Below are 23647 nucleotides of genomic sequence, written 5' to 3'. Positions count from 1 at the left end.
CTTTAAGACTACAATACTACTCTTCCAATCTAATATCCAAACCTAATCCTTTAAGTTCGTGCATTAATACATTGAAAGATTCTGGCAATCCAGGTTCTGGCATTGTCTCACCTTTAACAATAGATTCATAGGTCTTGGCCCTACCGATAACATCATCGGATTTTACGGTCAATATTTCCCTAAGGGTAGCCGATGCACCATATGCCTCAAGCGCCCAAACTTCCATCTCCCCAAAACGCTGACCACCAAATTGTGCTTTACCACCTAATGGCTGCTGCGTAATTAAAGAGTATGGTCCTATAGAACGAGCATGCATCTTATCGTCTACCATGTGGCCCAATTTCAACATATAGATAACACCTACTGTTGCAGGTTGATCAAAACGTTGACCTGTACCACCATCGTATAGGTAGGTATGACCAAATCTTGGAATACCAGCCTCATCAGTATACGCATTTATTTCGTCTAGAGAAGCACCGTCAAAAATAGGGGTAGCATATTTTTTACCTAATTTGAGTCCGGCCCAACCTAACACGGTTTCATATATCTGTCCAATGTTCATACGAGAAGGTACACCCAATGGGTTCAATACGATATCTACAGGTGTTCCGTCTTCCAAGAAAGGCATATCCTCTTGACGTACAATTCTAGAAACAATACCCTTGTTACCGTGACGACCCGCCATTTTATCACCAACTTTAAGCTTACGCTTTTTAGCAATATAGACTTTGGCCAATTTCATTATTCCAGCTGGTAGTTCATCTCCAACAGAAATTGTAAACTTATCCCTTCTTAAGTTACCTTGAAGGTCGTTCAACTTAATCTTATAGTTATGAAGTAAATCCGCGACCAAATTATTTGTTTCATCATCTGTAGTCCAACTTCCGCCTACCAAGTGGGCAAAGTCGTCCACAGAGTTCAACATCTTCATGGTGTACTTTTTACCTTTAGGTAAAACTTCTTCACCCAAATCATTTAATACACCCTGAGAAGTTTTTCCGTTAACCAAGGTAAACAGCTTCTCTACCAAGACATCTTTAAGCTCTTGGAATTTTACCTCATATTCCAATTCCAATTTAGATAGCTCCTCTTTATCCTCAGAACGTTTTCTCTTATCTTTTACCGATCTAGAGAACAATTTCTTATCGATAACGACACCTCTCAAAGATGGCGAGGCTTTCAATGAAGCATCTTTTACATCTCCTGCTTTGTCACCAAAAATGGCACGCAATAGTTTTTCTTCCGGCGTTGGATCCGATTCTCCTTTTGGTGTAATTTTACCAATTAAGATGTCGCCAGGCTTCACCTCGGCACCAATACGGATCATTCCGTTCTCATCCAAGTCTTTCGTAGCTTCTTCCGAAACGTTTGGAATATCATGTGTTAATTCTTCTGCACCTAACTTGGTATCCCTAACCTCTAAAGAATATTCATCTACGTGAATAGATGTAAAGATATCTTCACGTACAACTTTTTCAGAAATAACGATCGCATCCTCAAAGTTATACCCTTTCCAAGGCATAAAGGCTACCGTTAGGTTTCTACCCAAGGCCAATTCTCCTTTTTCTGTAGCATATCCTTCACATAGCACCTGACCTTTTTTAACTCTATCACCCCTTCTAACAATAGGCTTCAAGTTAATGCTTGTTCCTTGGTTTGTTTTTCTGAACTTAACCAAAGAATAAGTCTTCTCATCACTGTCAAAACTGATCAATCGTTCCGTATCCGTTCTATCATATTTGATAGTGATCTTTTGAGCATCAACATACTCAATAACACCATCGCCTTCAGCATTTATCAACACTCTTGAATCTGAAGCCACTTGTCTTTCCAATCCTGTACCTACAATCGGTGATTGTGGTTTTAATAATGGAACTGCCTGACGCATCATGTTAGACCCCATCAACGCACGGTTCGCATCATCGTGTTCCAAGAACGGAATCAATGAGGCGGATATTGACGCTATTTGGTTAGGGGCAACATCTGTATAGTGAATTTCCGATGGATCAACCACTGGAAAATCTCCCTCTTCCCTAGCAATAACCTTTTCGGCATCTATTTCTCCATTTTCCTTTAAGGGAATATTTGCTTGGGCAATTTTCATTCCTTCTTCTTCTTCGGCGCTTAGGTAAACATGATTTTCCGTATCTACTTTGGCGTTTTCAACCTTTCTGTAAGGTGTTTCCAAAAAGCCCATTGGGTTAACTTTGGCAAATACAGAAAGTGAAGATATAAGACCAATATTCGGTCCTTCAGGAGTTTCTATCGGGCATAGACGGCCGTAGTGCGTATAGTGAACATCACGCACCTCAAAACCTGCTCTCTCCCTAGAAAGACCTCCAGGTCCTAATGCCGACAATCTTCTTTTGTGCGTAATCTCTGCCAACGGATTCGTTTGATCCATGAACTGAGATAACTGGTTCGTACCAAAGAATGAATTGATAACGGATGACAATGTCTTGGCATTGATCAAATCTATCGGAGTAAACACCTCATTGTCACGAACGTTCATACGCTCACGAATGGTACGGGCCATACGAGCCAAACCAACACCAAATTGAGAGGACAATTGTTCACCTACCGTTCTAACACGACGGTTGGAAAGGTGGTCAATATCATCGATCTCCGCTTTTGAGTTAATTAGCTCGATCAAATATTTTATAATAGTTATGATATCTTCTTTGGTCAAGACTTGTTTGTCCATTCCGATATCCAACTGTAGTTTCTTATTCATTCTATAACGACCAACTTCACCTAAGTTGTATCGTTGATCAGAGAAGAATAATTTATCTATAATACCACGAGCCGTTTCTTCATCGGGCGGCTCTGCATTACGTAATTGTCTGTAGATATGCTCAACAGCTTCTTTCTCCGAGTTTGTTGGGTCCTTTTGAAGTGTATTATGAATAATAGCATAGTCAGATTGCGCATTGTTTTCTTTATGCAACAAAATGGTCTTAACATCTGCTTCAAGAATTTGGGCAATGTGTTCTTTCTCTAAGACTGTATCACGATCCAATACAATCTCATTTCTTTCGATAGAAACTACTTCTCCCGTATCTTCATCCACAAAATCTTCGTGCCATGTGTTCAAAACCCTAGCTGCGAGTTTGCGACCTAATACTTTTTTGAGTCCTGCATTAGAAACCTTCACTTCTTCCGATAGGTCGAAAATTTCTAAAATATCCTTATCCCTTTCAAAACCGATAGCTCTAAAAAGGGTGGTTACAGGTAATTTTTTCTTTCTATCGATATAGGCGTACATAACACCATTAATATCGGTAGCAAATTCTATCCAAGAACCTTTAAAAGGTATTACCCTGGCAGAATATAATTTGGTTCCGTTGGCATGAAATGATTGACCAAAGAAAACACCTGGTGAACGGTGCAACTGAGAAACTACAACTCTTTCGGCACCATTGATGACAAAAGTACCACTAGGGGTCATATATGGAATAGTACCCAAATAAACGTCTTGTACTATGGTCTCAAAATCCTCATGTTCGGGATCGGTACAATACAATTTTAACCTAGCCTTTAACGGTACGCTATATGTTAGGCCACGTTCTATACATTCTTGAATCGAATATCGTGGAGGATCTATGAAGTAATCTAAAAATTCCAGTACAAACTGATTTCTTGTATCAGTAATTGGAAAGTTCTCCATGAAGGTGTTATATAATCCTTCATTACCTCTTTGATCAGATTTTGTTTCAAGTTGAAAAAAGTCTTGAAAAGATTTAATCTGAATATCCAAGAAATCCGGATATTCCGGAGTATTCTTAGCGGATGCAAAATTTATTCTTTCAGTCTGATTTGTGAACATCTACGGACAGTGTTTTGATCGTGAGTACTATTGGGGTAGTATATATCTTAATATACCTAATTATATAAAAAGGCTTAGGTCTAGCCGCAAAAAGCGAAAAGACCTAAACCAAAAATGATATGGTTGTTGCTACTATTTAAGCTCAACTTCCGCTCCTGCTTCTTCCAATGATTTTTTAATACCTTCTGCTTCGTCTTTAGAAACACCTTCTTTAACAGCTTTTGGTGCACTATCAACAATATCCTTAGCATCTTTCAATCCTAAACCAGTTAATTCCTTAACCAATTTAACAACTGCTAATTTAGAAGCTCCGGCCGCTTTCAAAATTACATCGAATTCTGATTTTTCCTCAGCAGCTTCACCACCTTCAGCACCAGCGCCACCAGCAGCAACCGCTACTGCAGCAGCAGCAGGCTCTATACCGTATTCTTCTTTTAATATGTCAGCTAACTCATTTACTTCTTTTACCGTAAGGTTAACCAATTGTTCTGCGAAATCTTTTAAATCTGCCATTTTCTATCGTTTAATAAAATTTTAAAATATACTTAGTTTAGTGCGTACTTATTTTTCTGATAATGTCTTAAGGATTCCGGCAAGTTTACCACCACCAGATTTAAGTCCAGAAATAACATTTTTGGCTGGAGACTGTAACAATCCGATAACCTCGCCAATCATTTCTTCTTTAGACTTAATGCTCACTAGAGCATCCAAATTCTCATCACCAATATATATTGCCTCTTCTACAAAAGCTCCTTTCAATAAAGGTTTATCAGATTTTTTTCTGAAATTCTTTATTAACTTGGCCGGAGCGTTCGCTACTTCCGAAAACATTAAGGATGTATTACCCTTTAAAACTTCGGGAAGTTCGCCAAACTCTTTATCAGAGGCCTCCATCGCTTTTGCAAGCAATGTATTCTTAACTACAGCTAGTCTGATATTTGCCTTAAAACAGGCTCTTCTCAAATCAGATGTTGTAACTGCATCCAATCCAGATATATCCGCCAAATAAATAGTAGAGCTATCTGCCAACTGCGTAGTCAAATCTTGTATAACGTTTGCTTTTTCTTCTCTTGTCATAATTGAAATTTTTAACTAGCAGTGCTTAAACTGACTTAGGGTCTAATTGAACACTTGGACTCATGGTACTTGACATGAAGATACTTTTCATGTAAACACCTTTAGCCGCTGTTGGCTTCATTTTATTCAAAGTTTCCAACAACTCTTTTGCATTGTCAGCTATCTTATCCGCAGAAAAGGAAGCTTTTCCAATTGCGGCATGAACAATACCGGTCTTATCCACTTTAAAATCAATCTTACCAGCCTTCACCTCAGATACAGCTTTCGCTACATCCATAGTTACTGTACCTGTTTTTGGATTCGGCATCAGACCTCTTGGCCCTAAAACACGACCTAAGGGACCCAATTTACCCATAACGCTAGGCATAGTGATGATAACATCAACATCTGTCCAACCGCCTTTTATTTTTTCCAAATACTCGTCCAATCCAACATAATCAGCACCTGCTTCTTTAGCCTCTGCTTCTTTATCTGGAGTTACCAAAGCCAAAACCTTAACATCTTTACCGGTACCATGAGGCAATGTAACTACCCCACGAACCATTTGATTTGCTTTTCTTGGATCTACACCCAAACGAACCGCCAAATCTACGGATGCATCAAATTTTGTATTGGTTATTTCTTTTACTAAAGCGGAAGCTTCCTCTAGAGAATAAAGTTTATCTTTCTCTATTTTAGAATGTGCTTCTTTTTGCTTCTTTGTCAACTTTGCCATTTAATTGCTTTTTAAGATTTTAAAAAGGTCTTTTACCTGATACCTTCATACCCATAGAACGTGCCGTACCCGCAATCATACTCATTGCAGATTCTACCGTAAACGCATTAAGGTCAACCATTTTATCTTCGGCTATCGCCTTGATTTGGTCCCAGGTAACACTACCCAATTTTACTCTGTTAGGTTCGCCAGATCCTTTTTTAATCTTAGCCGCTTCCAATAGCTGAACTGCCGCTGGTGGTGTTTTTACGACAAAATCAAACGATTTGTCTTTATAAACGGTGATAACAACTGGTAAAACTTTACCTTGCTTGTCCTGTGTACGAGCATTGAACTGCTTACAGAACTCCATGATGTTAACACCGGCAGCACCTAAGGCGGGTCCAACCGGTGGCGATGGATTCGCTGCACCTCCCCTAACTTGTAGTTTAACTACTTTACCTACTTCTTTTGCCATTGTTTAAAATTAAATTGAAAGTGTGTCTATGGAAGCAACACAACTTTTAAATATGTAACAATTATTTTTAAATCTTTTCTACTTGCATATAACTAAGCTCCAATGGTGTTTTTCTACCAAAAATCTTAACCATCACCTCTAGTTTACGCTTCTCTTCGTTTATTTTTTCTACAGTACCGTTAAAACCATTGAACGGACCATCGATTACCTTGACGGTTTCACCGAAAACAAACGGTATAGCAACACTATCGGTATTTACGGCCAACTCATCGACCTTACCTAGCATTCTATTCACTTCCGATTTCCTTAACGGCACGGGATCCCCCCCTTTGGTTTCACCCAAAAAGCCAATAACATTGGTAATAGACCTTATTATATGAACCATTTCACCACCCAAATTAGCCTTCACCATTATATACCCAGGGAAATAAACTCTTTCTTTATTGATCTTCTTTCCGTTTCTAATCTGAATTACCTTTTCAGTCGGAACCAAGACCTCATCTAAATAGTCGGAAAAACCATGACGCTCCACTTCACTCTCTATGTAGCCCTTAATCTTGTTTTCCTGACCACTTACAGCTCTTACAACATACCATTTCTTTTCCAATACTTCTGACATAGAGCTCAAATTAGTTTAATACGTAATCGAAATACACCTTAATAACATTACTAAAGACCGTATCCACACCCCAAGTAGCCAAAGCAAAAAGAATAGAAAAAACAGCAACGATAACCATTAAATTCGATGACTCCGACCTTGAAGGAAGGGTAATGTTATTTCTCAACTCTTCAACGGATTCTTTAATATATGTAAGCATTTCAATTGTTTTTTTATATCAACAAAAAGAATAAAACAAATCCTTAATTCGGAATTTCTTTCCTGCACGGGAGGAGAGACTCGAACTCCCGACACCTGGTTTTGGAGACCAGTGCTCTACCAACTGAGCTACACCCGTATATGTATATTGCTCATTATCCAAAAACAAACAACACACATTCATATTTACATTGAAAGGTATCCGCCAAAAGACGGACACCCTTAATATATTGTACTTCTAATAATGGTTTAATCCAAAATCTTAGTTACCTGACCAGCACCAACTGTTCTACCTCCTTCACGGATTGCAAAACGAAGACCTACACTAAGTGCAATTGGCTGAATCAAATCAACTGTAATCGTTAAGTTATCACCAGGCATAACCATTTCAACACCACTAGGAAGACTAATGTTACCTGTTACGTCAGTTGTTCTTACATAGAACTGAGGACGGTAGTTGTTATGGAATGGCGTATGACGACCACCTTCTTCTTTTTTAAGGATATATACCTCTGCCTCAAATTTAGCATGAGGAGTTACAGAACCAGGCTTACAGATAACCATACCTCTTTTGATGTCAGATTTCTCTATACCTCTCAAAAGGATACCAACGTTATCACCAGCTTCACCTCTATCCAAAATCTTACGGAACATCTCAACACCAGTAATGGTAGAGCTCAATTTTTCAGCACCCATACCAATAATATCAACAGCATCACCAGTATTGGCCACACCTGTTTCGATACGTCCTGTAGCAACAGTACCACGACCAGTAATCGTAAATACATCTTCAACAGGCATCAAGAAATCCTTATCAACGTCCCTTTGAGGCAATTCGATCCAGTTATCAACAGCTTCCATCAACTCCATCACTGTATCAACCCACTTTTGCTCACCGTTAAGCGCACCTAAAGCAGACCCAGCAATTACAGGACCATTATCACCATCGTACTCATAGAAAGAAAGTAATTCTCTTACTTCCATCTCAACAAGCTCCAACAACTCTTCATCGTCAACCATGTCAACTTTGTTCAAGAAAACAACGATTCTTGGAATACCAACCTGACGACCCAATAGGATGTGCTCACGAGTTTGTGGCATTGGACCATCTGTAGCGGCAACAACCAAAATAGCACCGTCCATCTGAGCAGCACCAGTAACCATGTTCTTTACGTAATCCGCGTGACCAGGACAGTCAACGTGGGCATAGTGACGATTGGCAGTTTGATACTCTACGTGAGATGTATTAATAGTAATACCTCTTTCTTTTTCCTCAGGAGCGTTATCGATAGAATCGAAGCTTCTCTTTTCAGATAATCCTGCGTTTGCCAAAACTTCTGTAATAGCAGCAGTCAATGTAGTTTTACCGTGATCCACGTGTCCAATGGTACCAATATTTAAGTGCGGTTTGGAACGATCAAAAGTTTCCTTTGCCATGTTTATTAATTTTTAATCTTAGTTTATATTAGTGTACAAATTTATACCTTAATTGAGCCAATGACGAGATTTGAACTCGTGACCTCTTCCTTACCAAGGAAACGCTCTACCCCTGAGCTACACCGGCGTAAAGTGTTGAATCCGCCCAACGACAGATTCCTGCCTTCGCAGGAACGACAATAAAGTCATAAAAAAATAGAGCGGGAGACCGGGTTCGAACCGGCGACATTCAGCTTGGAAGGCTGACGCTCTACCAACTGAGCTACTCCCGCTTATTTAATTCTCAAAATATCATTTAAAATACCATTCTTTAGCTTAATGTGGGGAGAGCAGGATTCGAACCTGCGAAGACATAGTCAGCAGATTTACAGTCTGCCCTCGTTGGCCGCTTGAGTATCTCCCCATATAAACAGTATTTTAAGAACCTAGGAGCCGATGGAGGGACTCGAACCCACGACCTGCTGATTACAAATCAGCTGCTCTAGCCAGCTGAGCTACATCGGCACTTTCAATGCTTTTTTCGGCATAAAAAAGTCCGCTATTTCTAACGGACTGCAAATGTATAGTATTTTTTGTTTATTCAAAACAAATTTTAAAAAATTTTCTTCATACTTGTAAACGTAATTTTTCCTTACTCTTTATTAGCCTTCTTTCCAATGAATTACACGCACTGTCCACAGCTTCCTCAAATGACTTACATTGTTTTTTGACAATGAAATTGTTTTTTGGCACGTTTAGCTTGATTTCCACTATCTTATTCTCTTTTGAACTGGTATTCTCCACTTTCATATAAACATCAGAACTTATGATCTTATCATAAAAAGTTTCTAACTTATCCAATCTGTTTTGCAAAAAATCAATCAACCTAACATCTGCATTAAAATTTACGGATTGCACATTTACTTTCATAAGCTAAAATTTAGAAGCCCTACATAGAGCAGTGTTAAACATTTTTTATTTTTTCCCCCTAGGATGGGAAGCAGCGTGCACTTTTTTTAACTCGGCAATGCTATTATGGGTGTACACCTGCGTCGATGCCAAACTTGCATGCCCTAAAAGCTCTTTCACCGAATTTAAATCCGCCCCTTTGTTCAAAAGATGGGTAGCGAAAGTATGCCTCAGTATATGAGGACTCTTCTTTACCTTGGCAGAAACCTCTCTAAAATACCTATTTATTATTCTATAAACAAGGGTTTCATAAATTTTATTACCTGATTTCGTAAGAAAGACAAAGTCCGGATCAGCTATCTTTTCCAAAGAGGGGCGCTCATCCAGATAAGCCCTAAAAAACACTTTGGTTTCCTCCAATAAAGGAATAATGCGTTCTTTGTTCCGCTTACCTAACACTTTTATATGACCAGATTCCAAATCCACGTTTACAAGTTTCAAATTAACCAACTCGGCCCTTCTCATACCGGTAGCGTAAAGCACATGAACAATCAACCTGTCTCGCCTGCCCTCAAAATCATCCGAATAGCTAACCGACGTAAAAACATCTTCCATTTCCGCTTCGGAAAAAGGTGTTTCCAGTTTTTTTGGAATTTTTAAAGCTTTGTGCTTCGCCAATGGGTTCACATCTATAACACCTACTTTTTGAAGAAATTTATAATACGCCTTTAAAGAGGCCACCTTTCTATTAATGGTTCTGTTAGAAATATTATCCTCTGAAAGCGAAACCACCCAACTACGAACAATACTATAAGGCACTATGTCTATACAATCAACATCGTATGAAGATTCACAAAAACTTTCAAATTCCCGAATATCCGAACTATAGGCATTCACCGTATGACCGGAATACTTTTTCTCCAATGAAAGATACTCTATAAACTGATTTAAAGACATACCCAAAGTTAACGAATGTTCTCACGAAATATGCACAAAAAAAAATCCCGCAAATAGCGGGATTTTAATTTTATCATAAAACAAGATTCCTAGATTTCTTCTTGATCTCTTAAACCTTGAATATACTGTGCTTTTTGAATCTGAGCTCTTCGCTCAACCGAAGGCTTTGTAAACTGTTGACGTTTTCTCAACTGTCTCATTGTACCTGTCTTATCAAACTTTCTTTTGAAACGTTTTAAAGCTCTATCGATGTTTTCTCCTTCTTTTACTGGTATAATTAACATGGGCTACAACCTCCTTTCTTTAGTGATTAAGGGCGCAAATATATGAAGTAATTTTTAATTACCAACTATTCTTCCCTATTAAAAAACAATTAGGCACAAAAACTAATCGGTCGCAGGACGATACTCTTTTTTATCTATCACTATTTTAGCAATTATTTCCCTTAAAATCTCAGAGGTCCCCCCTCCAATTGGCCCCAGTCTACTATCTCGGAACAATCTTGCCATAGGATAATCTTCTATATAACCATATCCACCTAAGAACTGAAGACATTCATAAGCGACCTTATCCGCTACCTTGGTGGATTTCAATTTTGAAATCGTAGCTTCTTTCACTGCATATTCCCCTTTGTTCAATTTATCCGCCACAAAATAATTGTATTGCTTACATATTTCTATATCGGCATGCAGATCGGCCACACGATGACGTAAAGCCTGAAACCTATCTATAGATTTTCCAAAAGCCTCTCTTTCCGACATATATTTTAAAGCATACTCCAACGCGTGTTCTGAACGTGCATGGGCGTTGATACCCATCACCAATCTTTCTAGGGCAAAATGCTCCATAATATAGGAAAAACCCATATTCTCCTCTCCCATTAAATTGGAAGCTGGCACTTCTACATTATCAAATGCGAGTTCTGCCGTATCAGAGGCCCTCCACCCAAGTTTATTCAACTTACTGGCCGTAACCCCATTACTGTTTCTATCTACCACAAAAATACTGATTCCCTTATTCCCTAACGAAACATCCGTTTTTGCAGCTACGATCATATAGTCGGCATAAACCCCATTGGTAATAAAGGTCTTTGACCCGTTCAATATATAAGAATCCCCCTTTTTCACAGCAGTGGTTCTCATACCCGCAACGTCACTACCCCCAAAAGGTTCTGTCACGCATAGGCAACCTACTTTTTTCCCCTCTACACTTGGGTGCAAATAGCGTTGTTTAATATCATCATTGGCCTCTTTGTTCAAATGGGTCATGGCCAAATAAGCGTGTGCCCACATGGCCGCGGCAAAACCTCCTGAATTTATTTTTTGTAATTCCTCTAAAAAAATAACCGTATAAAACAAATCAAGCCCAAGTCCTCCATCCTTTTCTGGAGTAGCCAGACCAAAATACCCCATCTCACCAAACTTCTCCCAAATGGAACGATCTACGGCCCCTGCCTTTTCCCATTCCTCTATATGAGGAACAACTTCTTTTTGTAAAAAATCCTTAAGGCTTTGTCTAAATAAAAGATGTTCTTCGGTGAAGTACACACTGCTCATAGCGCTATTTTTTTAGCGACAAATATAAAGGAATTCTCTCAATACGATTAACAGGAAAGTCTTTGATTTTTGCCAATTCCTCAAAAGAATGGATACTTCCATTGAGATTCCTATAATCTACTATACCCTGAGCGACGTGTTTTTGAATATACACTATATTAGACAATTCACTGACCGATGCGGTATTGATGTCCAATTTTTCGACAAAGGGTGCGTTCAACACCCTGAAGCGTTCAAAAACCCTACGAACTACATCGGCCTCTAAACCGTAAACATCGTACAGTTGATCATCTACTAAAAAACCCCCCAACCTATCCCTAAACTTTAGTATTCTTGTCGATAATTTTACCCCTATACCCTTAATGGATATTAAATCCTCTTTTGTTGCTTCGTTTAAATCTTTTATTTCGTAAGCTTTGATAAAATTATCTTGGTTTTTTATCTCGTTATGTCCAGAAACGACTTTCTTAGCACTTTTTGCCCACTTGGGAAATTTAAATCGGGGAGAGATCCTATTTAACAACGAATCTGAAATCAAGGATACTTTCTTAAACTCTTCTATTGAATTCACAAATTTACCTTCTGCCCTGAAGTTATGCAGACGGTTTATTTCATCCACCGACATACCTAAAGTATATCCTTTATAGTCTGAAATAAAGTTTGGGTTAAAAGAATAAACGGTATCCTTTTCTTTTTTGGCCAAGCCCTCTTTTAAAAGATCGATTTTTAATTGGGTTTCCGCATCCGAACTAATAGGGGCTACCTCGGAAACTTTAAATTTTTGGTACGCCCAATAACCAAATTGGATAGAGACCAAAAGCAATAACAAAAAGAAAATCCCACTCCGTTCTTGTTTACTAAACTGAAAGTGGGACTTTATTTTTTTCATCTGCCTGTACTAAAAAACAAATACACCAGATGTATTTTGTTCTATTATTAAGCTTACTCGGTTGCCTGCTTGTGCTTTTTAAAAAGTTGATTATTCTTGAGCTTACCCAAATACTCGCCCAAGTCTTTTTTCACTTCACCCGACATAATATAAAGACCAATAATATTAGGGAAAGACATGGCCAAGATCATCATATCGGAAAAATCCAGTACGGCACCAAGACTCACGGAGGCTCCTACTACCACAAAAACCAAGAAAAACATTTTATAGACAAACTCTGTTCTCTTGCTCTTTCCGAATAGATAGGTCCATGCCCTCATCCCATAATAAGACCATGATATCATTGTAGAAAAAGCAAATAGAAAAACTGCCAATGCCAAGACATATGGGAACCATGAAATTTGACTTGCAAAGGCATCAGATGTCAATTGGGCACCTGCCATACCTTCTACTTCGTGCATTCCTGTAAATATCAATACCAAAGCGGTAAGCGTACAAACAACCACAGTATCTATAAAAGGCTCTAACAAAGCAACGAATCCTTCCGATGGGGGATGATTGGTCTTTGCCGTACTATGTGCTATAGCTGCCGAACCTACACCTGCCTCGTTGGAAAATGCCGCTCTTTGAAAACCGACCACTAAGACACCTACTATACCTCCTTTTAAAGCAGAAGGACTAAACGCCCCTTCGATAATAGCAGAAAAAGCAGGACCTATATTCTGAATATTCATAATAATAACGGCCAATGCCGCTACAATGTATATAGATGCCATGATAGGTACTACCCTACCGGTCACCTTTGCTATACTATTTATTCCTCCGATAATAACGACACCTACCAAAATAGCGGTTACAATACCGAACCAAAATCCGTTTCCTGCCAATGCCGGAAACTGACCTGCCAATTGCTCAAAAGACTGGTTGGCCTGGAACATATTTCCTCCACCAAACGAAGCCCCTACCGCCAAAACGGCAAAAAGACCCGCAAGCACTTTCCCCAAGCCTTTCATGTTACGCTTTTCAAGGCCATATCTCAAATAATTCATGGGCCCACCAAAAACACGGCCATCTGGTAAAATATCCCTATACTTTACACCCAAGGTACATTCTACAAATTTTGAGGACATTCCCAAAAGACCACAAACAATCATCCAAAAAGTAGCTCCCGCTCCCCCTAAAGATACCGCCACCGCGACACCCGCTATATTACCCAGACCCACTGTTCCGGATACAGCGGTAGCCAAGGCTTGAAAGTGTGTTACCTGGCCCGGAGCATCGGGGTCGTCATATTTCCCTTTAGCCAAATCTATGGAATGCTTGAACCCTCGTATATTGATAAAGCCCATTCTAATGGTAAAGAAGGTAGCGCCCAAAACCAACCATATTACAATAAAAGGTATCCCCTTTGTTACGGGATCTCCGTTCGGATGGGTAATAACAACTGGATCATCATAACGTATTTCAGCAAAAAAATGAGCTCCTTGCTCAATAACATGTTCTTGGTTGTTAGAATTATAAACAACCTCACCTTCTTTCGTTAAATGTTTTAAAGTACCACTGGCATCGGCAACAACCGTTTGATCTGGCCCCTTATCATTGGATATGACAGCAATTGCTTCACCCTTTTTAACGTTGGCCCCTTCATCTTTCAACCATGTCTTAAGTACATATTTATTATCAACATCTGGAGACCAATTGGGAATCGGAATACGTTTTACATCCGCATATGCTACTGGATCATATATTCCTACAGCAGCAAAGGGATCCCAAAACAAAACGGAACCCAAAGCCCCTACCGCAGGAGTCATGGCACCATTAAAAATTTCGGTTATCGCCTCTGTTTCCACTTTAAAAACCTTAGTAACCGATGAACCTTCAGCATCGGTAACCACAACATTGTACGAAACCCCTTCTACCAGACCAGAGGCCCTTTTAGAAGTAAGTGGAGTCTCTTGGTTGCTCCATTTAAAAGAATAGGGAGCCACACCACCTTGAACATCCAATTCTATAACACCATCATTTATATTGGACGAAGGGTTATAAGTCTTGCCTGTTACTGTTAATTCTTGAGAGAACATTATGGCCATCGAAAAAAAGGCCAGTATTGAAAAGTGTATTTTCATGTTATTTAGTAAATTATATCGAGTTAGTTTGGCTTAGGCCAGCAATATCATAAAAAAAACAACGCAATCAAATTTTAAAGTTACATTCCTAACCTAATTTAAACATTTGATTTAGCTTATTTATTTGTTCGGGTCGCCCCAAAACTATGACTTTCCCTTTAGGCTTCAATTCCAAATCGGCCTCTGGATTTATTATATAGTTTCCATTGGGATCGATGTAACCAATTATGGTACAGCCTGTTTTCCTTCGCAGATCCAAATCTCTCAAAGAACTGCAATCTACCTGACCGATAAAGTCCTTTATTTCTATTTCCTCCAAATTGGTCGTATGCTCACCTTCCATAGAAAGTTTATCCATAAAAGTTATTAAATCCGGCATTACCACCAAAGAGGCCATATGGTCTCCACCAATTTTATCGGGCATAATAACCTTATCTGCCCCAGCTAACAATAATTTTTTTTGTGACGTGACCAAAGATGCCCTACTAATAATTGTCATTTGCTTGTTCATTTGTCTTGCGGAAAGAACCACAAAAAGATTGGTCGCGTCTTCTGGCAAAGTTGCAATAAGATACTTGGCCCTTTCTACCCCTGCCGAGCGCAGAACATCATCATCATTGGCATCTCCTTCAACAAAAAGAATATCTCCATCATGTTTATCTATAATCTCTTTATCCCTCTCGATAACCACAAAATTGCGTCTATAGGCTTTTAACCTTTCGACCGCCTGCATTCCATTACGTCCAAATCCGCAAACAACTACATGTCCGGACAAGTTTTTAATCATGTTTTGCACTTTCTTCTTTTTTAGGGTTTGTAGTGAATTTCTACTTAATATATATTCTGTAATAATAGATATGGCAAAACCAAAAACAAATACACTTATAACTATCAGAAGTACCGTAAACACCTTTCCTTCTGGCCCCATAGGCCTTACTTCGGAGAATCCTACGGTAGTAACCGTAATAATGGTCATATAAAGTGCATCAATCCAAGAATAATCAGAAATAAACCGGTACCCAAATACCCCGATCAACAGCACTATCCACATTAAAAAGAAGGCCAAGTATATTTTAGAACGAAATAGCTTTATCATAATCAGAGGTCAAAAACAGATGTTCTTTTGGTGTATACCAAATCTTTTATTTTTAACCAAAATGCCAAAAATAGGTATAGGGCAAAACCAAACCCCAACGTTACAAAAGTGAGATAAATAAAAGATGTTCTAACCACCCTGGCCCTTATACCCAGTCTATCCGCAATTCTACCGCATACCTCAAAACCTCTTTTTTGTAAAAAATGCAATAAATTATAGAGCAAGTTCATACGCATAAAATTAGGATTTTAAATTTAATAATTTAGTCCCTACGGCACATTGCAAACATTTATTCTTATTGCAATAATTATCATATAGTTGCAATATTGCCTGACTGTCCTTTGCATTTTTAACAGACAGCCCTAATGCCACATAATTGTCCACGATGCTATTGTCCTCTTTCTTTATGTTTTGAATTATATTGAAAAAAGATTCGTTCAATACTTCCCCCTTATATTTATTGTAGCAAAACCTTAAAGGCACGATAGTATTGATTATCATTAGATCGATAAATTTTTTGGACACCCTCTTGGATTTGGATCCAGTAGTTTTACCAAAGGTATAATGAGTATTCCAATAGTTACCGGCATTAACATTCAATATCTTGTAAACACTATCGTCATCTGCGCTCATAAGCTCTTGAAAAAGATTGTTTTTGTTTGCATAGAGTGCAGCAAACTGCGACAACCGAATGGTCGGAAAATTAGAAGGCCTCAACTTAAAAAACGCGGCACGGGGAGTGCTCATCTCATCAAAACGATACTTAGCCTTATAAAAAGCATAATTATTTTTCAACTCCGTATAATAACTATCGTTCAGGTTTTCTTTATCCAATAAACCCGCCAAACCAAAAAGTATACTTTCTAAATCAAAAGGTTTATCAATAAAATGGCGAACAACAGAAAAATCCAAATACAATCCTAATTGATAAAAACAGTCTCCGTTCACTTTAGACCCAAAGTTTTTTAGCAGTAAGACAAAAAGAACTTTTTCCCAATCATTATTATATTTCTTTAACAAGGATAAAATTAAATTGGATTTCTGCTCCAGCCTTTCAAAATACAATCGCTCTTTCCAATTTTCCAAACTAAATTCAGGTAGCACATTTATATCGTTTCCGCAATTTATAAAGCCGGACGTACTCTTCTTGAATAGTTTTTGATAATTATCAAGCATTTCTTGATCGATCATACTCTTTAGCTCTAAAGTCGGTATCTCTGTTCTATCCAATCTGTATACAGAAATATCGTCTTCCCAAACTACATGCAGTATAACATTGTCATAGTTGGAATCTTTCTGATGGTTATGGGCATACCAATCGGAAGACTTCACATGAATCTCTACATTGCCGGCCCAAAGTTGCCGATCGATTATTAGTTGGGCATTAAAAAAATCGGGGCCACTAAGTTGGTTGTGCCTACCAACGTCTTGTACCCTAATGTATTCACCATTAACAGTTTTCAGATTCTCGGAGGGAAATTTTTTAAACTTCCAAATGTAGTGTAAGAGGTCTTCTCTCATTTTATAAAAATATAAAACCCGCACTAAGGCGGGTCAATATTTTCAATTTAAAATTTTATCTACTCCTCGATATCACCTTCCCAATTCATAAACCCTCCTTCTAAATTATAGGTGTTTGCAAAGCCGATACTGTTCATAATAGCACATGCCTGGCCGCTTCTGTTGCCCGATCTACAATAAACATAGTAGTTTTTTGATTTATCAAGTTTTTCCAGTTCTTCTATAAACTCTTGCCCTTTATATATATCTATATTTTTAGAGTTGGGTATATATCCTTCCTCAACCTCTTCTTCTGTCCGGACGTCCAAAATAAATGAATTTTCATCATTCTCTAATTGCGAAGCCCATTCTTCTTGTGATAAATCTGCCATAACCTATATTTTTTTTCAAAAATAACATATCTATTTTAAATCTGTTAATAATGGATTTAACAAAAATTTAATCGAAATGACCATTACCGATTATAAAATACACATACATTTGTATATACAATTTTTGTTTATACATGAATGTAGAGGAAATTATAAAAACGGACAAGAGAATTGCTTTGGACAAACGGACCATTATTCACTTATCTTTAGTGTACAATAAAGTTAATGAGCAAATCTCACTTGCCCTAAAACCTTTTGAAATATCAGTCCAACAATTTAACGTTCTTAGGATATTAAGAGGACAAGGCGACACCCCCGCCAATCTTTCGACCATAAACGATAGAATGGTCACCAAAATGAGCAACACCACAAGACTGGTAGACAAATTATTGTCAAAAGGATATGTAAGCCGTAAAGTATGTAAGATCAACAGAAGAAAAGTAGAAATAAAGATTACGGAAGAAGGTCTTGACATTTTAAAGGAAATTGATGGCATACTATTTGAAACCGAACAACGTATACTCAAAAACTTTAACAAAGAAGAATTGAAAGAACTGAACCTTTTACTCGACAAATTTTAAGATTGATTATGGGTAAAATCATCAAAGACCTTAATTGGCGCTATGCTACCAAATATTTTGACAACACAAAAAAGGTAAGCACCAAAGATTTAGAAACCTTATTGGAGGCCACGAGACTTAGCGCTTCTTCATACGGGCTACAACCGTATCATATATATGTAATAGAGGACGAGGAAATTAGAGAAAAATTAAAATCAGCCTCATGGAACCAATCACAAATTACCGATGCCTCGCATCTTATAGTTTTCACCATTAAAACATCGTTCGGAGAAGAATTAATCGATGAATATATAGAAAATGTGATTAAAACAAGGGCCGTTGAACCACAATCCATAAAAGGCTACTCCGATTTTATGAAGTCGAAACTCATGTTCTTATCTGCCGAAGAAAAGAACAACTGGACCACCCGACAGGCCTATATTGCCTTAGGAAACGTTTTGACCGTAGCTGCGCATCTAAAAATAGACACCTGCCCCATAGAAGGTATTGTTAGCGAAAAATATGATGAAATATTGGGGTTAACACAAAAAAAATTAAGCGCGGTGGTAGCATTGCCCATTGGTTACAGATCTAAAAAGGACGATACCCAACACCTCCCCAAGGTCAGATATTCGAAAGAAAAATTATTCACACATTTATAACTATAAATATTAATAAAAACAATTAAATTTAAAGCGATGAAAAAATCAGTATTTAGTATAGCACTAGCATTAGTTTTCGGATTTACCGCAACAGCCAATTCTCCTATTGATGGCGAGAAAAAAGAGGTAAAAGTAAGTGAAAGTAAAATTACATGGAAAGGATATAAGGTTACCGGTTCCCATGAAGGCACAATATCCCTTAAATCGGGCCACCTTATTATCGACAAGAACAAACTAACCGGCGGTGAGTTTGTAGTGGACATGACCACAATAACAAATTTGGACATGGCTTCTGGCGATGGTAAAGAAAAATTGGAAGGACACTTAAAATCTGACGATTTCTTTGGTGTAGCCAAGTACCCAACGGCAAAATTGGTTTTCACCTCAGTAGAACCCATGAATAAAAATTCGTATTCGGTAACAGGTGACCTAACAATAAAAGGAACAACAAAACCTGTAACCTTTGTTGTATCATTATATGAAAACAAAGCTACCGCTACTTTAAAAGTGGATAGAGCCAAATACGATGTAAGATATGGTTCTGGAAGCTTTTTCGATAATCTTGGCGACAAAGCCATTTATGACGAATTTGATCTAGTTGTCGACCTAGCTCTTTAAGTAGCTACAAGACAACGATCATTGATGGTTAGTGTTTATTAATCCCCTTAAAATCTTTTTTAAGGGGATTTTTAATTTTAAGTGAAGAAAATTTGTGTCTTTAAATTTCCTTCCTATATTTGATGCAATGAAAACAATGAAAAATACTTGGTGGTGGAACAACTTACGACAGCATTCGTGAGCTAGTACTCCATTGAAAAAAATATAGAGGCTTGTCATCACGACAAGCCTTTTTTAATTTATAACGTTTATCATGCACTATACACTTAAGACCTATTCAAAAAAAATACTGGCGGACACCATTACCCCAGTAAGTGTCTATTTAAAAATAAGGGACAAATACCCCAATAGTATTTTGTTGGAAAGTAGCGATTACCACGCCAATGACAACAGTTTTTCCTATATCTGCTGTAATCCAATAGCCTCTATCAAAGTACAGAACGAGCAAATCGTAAAAGAATTTCCGGACGGTTCCATAAAAACAACCGATATAAACCATTCTGCAGAGGTACTAAAAGAGATAGAGGATTTCGGGAAAAATTTTGAGGTAAGCGACCAAGATTTTAAGTTCATCACAAACGGACTTTTTGGGTTCATGGCCTATGATGCCGTTCGATATTTTGAGGATGTAGAAATTTTAAAGAAAGAAAACTCGATTGAAATTCCAGATATTTATTATGCTGTTTATCAAAATATAATAGCTATCAACCATTTTAAAAATGAGGCATACATATTTGCGCATTGCTATGAAACGGATAACAACATAGCGGCCATAGAGCGTTTGCTGAACATAAGAACCTTTTCATCCTATAATTTTTCTAAAGAAGGTGAAGTTGAGACCAATCTGAAAGACGAAGAGTATAAGCAACATGTAGAATTGGCAAAGAAACATTGTAAAAGAGGCGATGTATTTCAACTTGTACTCTCTAGAAGGTTTTCCCAAAAATTTAAGGGAGATGAATTCAATGTCTATAGGGCCTTACGCTCTATCAACCCATCCCCTTACCTATTCTTTTTCGATTATGGGGATTTTAAAATTTTTGGTAGTTCTCCAGAAGCCCAACTTATAGTCAAAAACGGTAAAGCGGAAATTCACCCTATTGCAGGCACCTACAAACGTACCGGTAATGACGAAAAGGATGCCGAACTGGCAAAAAAACTTGCCTTGGACGATAAAGAAAACAGTGAACATGTTATGTTGGTAGACCTGGCCCGTAACGATCTTAGCCGCAATGGAAACATGGTTAACGTGGACACCTATCGAGAGGTACAATATTTTTCGCACGTAATACATTTGGTGTCCAAGGTTACCGGAATTAAAAAACCGGATATTCCAACTTTAAAAATTGTTGCGGATACATTTCCGGCAGGTACCTTAAGTGGCGCTCCCAAGCATATGGCCATGCAGCTTATTGAAAAATATGAAAAAACAAGTCGCGGTTACTACGGTGGCGCAATAGGTTTTATGGATTTTAAAGGAAACTTTAACCATGCCATTATGATTCGAACCTTTTTAAGCAAAAACCACGAGCTTCATTTTCAAGCAGGTGCAGGTCTTGTGGCCGCTTCCGATGCCGATGACGAACTACAGGAAACATACAATAAACTAGGAGCATTGAACAAAGCTTTAGAAATCGCTGAAACCATCTAAAATGGAAAGAAAGATATTAATGATAGACAATTACGATAGTTTCACCTATAACCTAGTGCACTATCTCGAAGACCTTAATTGTGAAGTCGTAGTAAAGCGCAACGATCAATTGAGCATCGAAGAAGTTGATGATTTCTCTGAAATAGTACTCTCGCCCGGACCTGGTATTCCTGATGAGGCAGGCTTGTTGAAACCTATCATAGAAAAGTATGCTTCCTCTAAAAGAATTTTAGGCGTTTGCCTTGGACAACAGGCCATTGCTGAAGTTTTTGGAGGTAGCCTAGTAAATTTGGACGAAGTCTACCACGGTGTTGCCACGAAAATAAACATTGTTCTACAAGATTATATTTTTGAAGGGATGCCAAAAGAGATAGAGATCGGTCGTTACCATTCATGGGTAGTAGACCCACAGCTACCAGATTGTCTTGAAGCGACTTCTTTGGATAAAAACGGACAGATTATGTCCATAAGACATAAAGAGTTCGATGTTAGAGCCGTTCAGTTTCATCCAGAGTCGGTATTGACCCCGCAAGGAAAACAAATGTTAAAGAATTGGATCGATTATGGCTCCAAAAAATAATACTTCAAGTACCTATCGTTAAGCCCTAACTATCCATTATCACAATATTTAGTACAATGAAAGAAACTTTAAACAAACTCATTAATCACGAAATACTCGAAAAAGAAGATGCCAAACAGGTTTTGGTAAACATTGCCAAAGGCGACTACAACACGAGTCAAATTGCCGCCTTCTTAACCGTATATATGATGCGCAGTGTCACCATAGAGGAATTGGAAGGTTTTAGAGATGCCCTTTTAGACCTGTGCCTCGCCGTTGACCTATCTGATTACAACCCTATAGACTTATGTGGAACCGGAGGTGATGGCAAAGACACCTTCAATATTTCTACTTTGGCATCTTTTGTAACGGCCGGTGCAGGTGTGCATGTTACCAAACATGGCAATTATGGGGTTTCCTCAAAATGTGGTAGTAGCAATGTGATGGAGTTCTTGGGGATTAAATTTAGTAATGAACCGGATTTCTTAAAAAAATCCATTGAGGAAGCAGGAATCTGTGTTTTGCACGCCCCTTTGTTTCATCCTGCCATGAAAAACGTAGCGCCCATCAGAAAGGAATTGGCGGTAAAAACATTCTTTAACATGTTGGGACCCATGGTTAACCCTGCCTTTCCCAAAAATCAAATGGTAGGTGTTTTCAGTTTGGAACTGGCTAGAATGTACGGATACCTTTATCAAAACACAGATAAGAATTTTACAGTGCTCCATGCCTTGGACGGATATGATGAGATCAGTCTTACCGGTGATACCAAAACCATATCCAACGGCACGGAAACAATGCTAAAACCTTCAGATTTTGGTATAGAAACCATTACCGCACAAGAAATAAAAGGAGGTGATAGCATTGAAGAATCCGCTCAAATTTTCATAAATGTGTTGCACGGCAAGGGAACCATCGCCCAAAATAATGTAGTATGCGCCAATGCGGGCGTTGCCATTAGTACCGTAAAAAATATTTCCCCCAAAGAAGGTTTTGAGCAAGCCATGGAATCCCTAAAAAGCGGTAAAGGTCTAGAGGCCTTAAAGAAACTACAATCAATCAGTGCGTTATGAATATCCTGGACAAAATAATCGCCGATAAATACAAAGAGGTTGCTTTAAAAAAAGCCATAATTCCTGTTTCGCAATTAGAGCGCTCTGTGCTTTTTGACAGAAAAGGAAAGTCTTTATCAAAAGCCCTAAAACAAAGTTCTACCGGAATCATCGCTGAACACAAAAGACGCTCTCCTTCAAAAAACACTATCAACCAAAATACCAATGTTGGTCAGGTGGCCAAAGACTATCAAAAAGCAGGCGTCTGCGGTATGAGTGTCTTAACTGATATCAAATATTTTGGCGGATCCATCGAGGATCTGTTATTGGCAAGGGCATCGGCAGAAATACCTTTATTACGAAAAGAGTTTATTGTCGACGAATACCAAATAATCGAGGCCAAGGCCTATGGGGCCGATGTCATCTTATTGATTGCAGCAGTATTGACTAGATCTGAAATTAAAGTTTTATCGGAACTGGCCAAAAACCTAGGGTTGGATGTGTTGCTAGAAGTACATAACGAAGAAGAATTGAACAAATCTGTAATGCCAAGCTTAGACATGTTGGGGGTAAACAATCGTAATCTCAAGACTTTTGAAGTAAGCCTCGATGTTAGCAAAAAACTGTCGGGCTTAATTCCGGACGAGTTCGTTAAGGTATCTGAAAGTGGCATTAGCAATATACAAGCCATTAAGACTTTAAGAGAATATGATTTTCAAGGTTTTTTAATAGGTGAAAATTTCATGAAAACGAAAAATCCTGGACTAAGCGCCTCAAAATTTATTCAAGAACTATCATGAAGCTAAAGATCT

General features: G+C 38.3%; 25 protein-coding genes and 5 tRNA genes. 7 read left to right on the top strand and 23 right to left on the bottom strand.

Translation table 11 applies throughout. The features are described 5' to 3' along the window. Window positions 1-16 precede the first annotated feature (16 nt). From rpoB to AB657_RS00365, 23 genes are all read right to left on the bottom strand, one after another. On the bottom strand, window positions 17-3826 hold the full coding sequence (rpoB, locus tag AB657_RS00475; RefSeq protein ID WP_047244711.1) for a DNA-directed RNA polymerase subunit beta: 3810 nt from the start codon (window positions 3824-3826) through the stop codon (window positions 17-19). A 132-nt stretch (window positions 3827-3958) separates the two neighbouring features. Next, window positions 3959-4339: a 50S ribosomal protein L7/L12 gene (gene rplL, locus AB657_RS00470; protein ID WP_047244710.1), complete on the bottom strand. Its 381-nt coding sequence runs from the start codon at window positions 4337-4339 to the stop codon at window positions 3959-3961. Window positions 4340-4387: 48 nt separating this feature from the next. Then, on the bottom strand, window positions 4388-4903 hold the full coding sequence (gene rplJ / locus AB657_RS00465) for a 50S ribosomal protein L10 (protein ID WP_047244709.1): 516 nt from the start codon (window positions 4901-4903) through the stop codon (window positions 4388-4390). A 25-nt stretch (window positions 4904-4928) separates the two neighbouring features. Next, a complete protein-coding gene (rplA, locus tag AB657_RS00460) occupies window positions 4929-5618 on the bottom strand; it encodes a 50S ribosomal protein L1 (protein WP_047244708.1) in 690 nt (229 codons plus the stop codon). A gap of 19 nt (window positions 5619-5637) precedes the next feature. Then, window positions 5638-6075 carry a 50S ribosomal protein L11 gene (rplK, locus tag AB657_RS00455; protein WP_047244707.1) on the bottom strand — a complete coding sequence of 146 codons (438 nt, stop codon included), beginning with the start codon at window positions 6073-6075 and terminating at the stop codon, window positions 5638-5640. A gap of 67 nt (window positions 6076-6142) precedes the next feature. After that, on the bottom strand, window positions 6143-6694 hold the full coding sequence (nusG, locus tag AB657_RS00450; protein WP_047244706.1) for a transcription termination/antitermination protein NusG: 552 nt from the start codon (window positions 6692-6694) through the stop codon (window positions 6143-6145). Between the two features lie 10 nt (window positions 6695-6704). Next, window positions 6705-6893 carry a preprotein translocase subunit SecE gene (gene secE, locus AB657_RS00445; protein ID WP_047244705.1) on the bottom strand — a complete coding sequence of 63 codons (189 nt, stop codon included), beginning with the start codon at window positions 6891-6893 and terminating at the stop codon, window positions 6705-6707. 65 nt (window positions 6894-6958) lie between these two features. Further along, window positions 6959-7031 (bottom strand) — tRNA-Trp (locus AB657_RS00440). Window positions 7032-7141: 110 nt separating this feature from the next. After that, entirely contained in the window at window positions 7142-8329 is a 1188-nt protein-coding gene (tuf, locus tag AB657_RS00435; RefSeq protein WP_047244704.1) for an elongation factor Tu, read from the bottom strand. A 55-nt stretch (window positions 8330-8384) separates the two neighbouring features. Continuing rightward, window positions 8385-8456: transfer RNA gene (locus tag AB657_RS00430), tRNA-Thr, on the bottom strand. Window positions 8457-8528: 72 nt separating this feature from the next. After that, window positions 8529-8601: transfer RNA gene (locus tag AB657_RS00425), tRNA-Gly, on the bottom strand. Window positions 8602-8650: 49 nt separating this feature from the next. Beyond that, window positions 8651-8732: transfer RNA gene (locus AB657_RS00420), tRNA-Tyr, on the bottom strand. Between the two features lie 27 nt (window positions 8733-8759). Beyond that, window positions 8760-8833, bottom strand: a tRNA-Thr gene (locus AB657_RS00415). Between the two features lie 102 nt (window positions 8834-8935). Further along, window positions 8936-9238 carry a ribosome hibernation-promoting factor, HPF/YfiA family gene (gene hpf, locus AB657_RS00410; RefSeq protein WP_047244703.1) on the bottom strand — a complete coding sequence of 101 codons (303 nt, stop codon included), beginning with the start codon at window positions 9236-9238 and terminating at the stop codon, window positions 8936-8938. Window positions 9239-9283: 45 nt separating this feature from the next. Beyond that, entirely contained in the window at window positions 9284-10174 is an 891-nt protein-coding gene (locus tag AB657_RS00405) for a tyrosine-type recombinase/integrase (RefSeq protein WP_047244702.1), read from the bottom strand. An 89-nt stretch (window positions 10175-10263) separates the two neighbouring features. Further along, entirely contained in the window at window positions 10264-10458 is a 195-nt protein-coding gene (rpsU, locus tag AB657_RS00400) for a 30S ribosomal protein S21 (RefSeq protein WP_047244701.1), read from the bottom strand. Window positions 10459-10560: 102 nt separating this feature from the next. Then, window positions 10561-11730, bottom strand: a complete 1170-nt coding sequence (locus AB657_RS00395; protein ID WP_047244700.1) for an acyl-CoA dehydrogenase family protein — start codon at window positions 11728-11730, stop codon at window positions 10561-10563. Between the two features lie 4 nt (window positions 11731-11734). Beyond that, the gene (locus AB657_RS00390) at window positions 11735-12619 is read right to left on the bottom strand and encodes a ComEA family DNA-binding protein (protein ID WP_047244699.1); all 885 of its coding nucleotides are present in this window, start codon (window positions 12617-12619) and stop codon (window positions 11735-11737) included. Between the two features lie 53 nt (window positions 12620-12672). Next, a complete protein-coding gene (locus tag AB657_RS00385) occupies window positions 12673-14745 on the bottom strand; it encodes an amino acid carrier protein (RefSeq protein ID WP_047244698.1) in 2073 nt (690 codons plus the stop codon). Window positions 14746-14833: 88 nt separating this feature from the next. Further along, window positions 14834-15841 carry a potassium channel family protein gene (locus AB657_RS00380; protein WP_047244697.1) on the bottom strand — a complete coding sequence of 336 codons (1008 nt, stop codon included), beginning with the start codon at window positions 15839-15841 and terminating at the stop codon, window positions 14834-14836. A 2-nt stretch (window positions 15842-15843) separates the two neighbouring features. Next, window positions 15844-16071 (bottom strand): PspC domain-containing protein, encoded by a 228-nt coding sequence (locus tag AB657_RS00375; protein WP_047244696.1) that lies wholly within the window; start codon window positions 16069-16071, stop codon window positions 15844-15846. Window positions 16072-16081: 10 nt separating this feature from the next. Further along, the gene (locus AB657_RS00370; protein WP_047244695.1) at window positions 16082-17362 is read right to left on the bottom strand and encodes a DUF2851 family protein; all 1281 of its coding nucleotides are present in this window, start codon (window positions 17360-17362) and stop codon (window positions 16082-16084) included. A gap of 59 nt (window positions 17363-17421) precedes the next feature. Further along, window positions 17422-17733: a rhodanese-like domain-containing protein gene (locus tag AB657_RS00365; protein WP_047244694.1), complete on the bottom strand. Its 312-nt coding sequence runs from the start codon at window positions 17731-17733 to the stop codon at window positions 17422-17424. Window positions 17734-17867: 134 nt separating this feature from the next. Between AB657_RS00365 and AB657_RS00360 the strand changes: the two genes are divergently transcribed. The 7 genes from AB657_RS00360 (at window position 17868) to trpC (ending at window position 23635) form a co-directional block, all read left to right on the top strand. Further along, entirely contained in the window at window positions 17868-18314 is a 447-nt protein-coding gene (locus AB657_RS00360) for a MarR family winged helix-turn-helix transcriptional regulator (protein WP_047244693.1), read from the top strand. 8 nt (window positions 18315-18322) lie between these two features. Beyond that, on the top strand, window positions 18323-18955 hold the full coding sequence (locus tag AB657_RS00355; protein WP_047244692.1) for an NAD(P)H-dependent oxidoreductase: 633 nt from the start codon (window positions 18323-18325) through the stop codon (window positions 18953-18955). A gap of 36 nt (window positions 18956-18991) precedes the next feature. Next, on the top strand, window positions 18992-19573 hold the full coding sequence (locus tag AB657_RS00350; protein ID WP_047244691.1) for a YceI family protein: 582 nt from the start codon (window positions 18992-18994) through the stop codon (window positions 19571-19573). Window positions 19574-19826: 253 nt separating this feature from the next. Beyond that, window positions 19827-21224, top strand: a complete 1398-nt coding sequence (locus AB657_RS00345) for an anthranilate synthase component I family protein (protein WP_047244690.1) — start codon at window positions 19827-19829, stop codon at window positions 21222-21224. 1 nt (window position 21225) lies between these two features. Further along, window positions 21226-21804 carry an anthranilate synthase component II gene (locus tag AB657_RS00340; RefSeq protein ID WP_047244689.1) on the top strand — a complete coding sequence of 193 codons (579 nt, stop codon included), beginning with the start codon at window positions 21226-21228 and terminating at the stop codon, window positions 21802-21804. Between the two features lie 56 nt (window positions 21805-21860). Next, on the top strand, window positions 21861-22856 hold the full coding sequence (gene trpD, locus AB657_RS00335; RefSeq protein WP_047244688.1) for an anthranilate phosphoribosyltransferase: 996 nt from the start codon (window positions 21861-21863) through the stop codon (window positions 22854-22856). After that, window positions 22853-23635, top strand: a complete 783-nt coding sequence (trpC, locus tag AB657_RS00330; RefSeq protein ID WP_047244687.1) for an indole-3-glycerol phosphate synthase TrpC — start codon at window positions 22853-22855, stop codon at window positions 23633-23635. Before trpD ends, trpC begins: the two co-directional genes overlap by 4 nt. The last annotated feature ends 12 nt before the right edge of the window (window positions 23636-23647 follow it).

The sequence above is a fragment of the Maribacter thermophilus genome, from assembly GCF_001020565.1.
Taxonomy (GTDB): domain Bacteria; phylum Bacteroidota; class Bacteroidia; order Flavobacteriales; family Flavobacteriaceae; genus Maribacter; species Maribacter thermophilus.
This window is presented reverse-complemented; position numbering and strand designations above follow the sequence as displayed.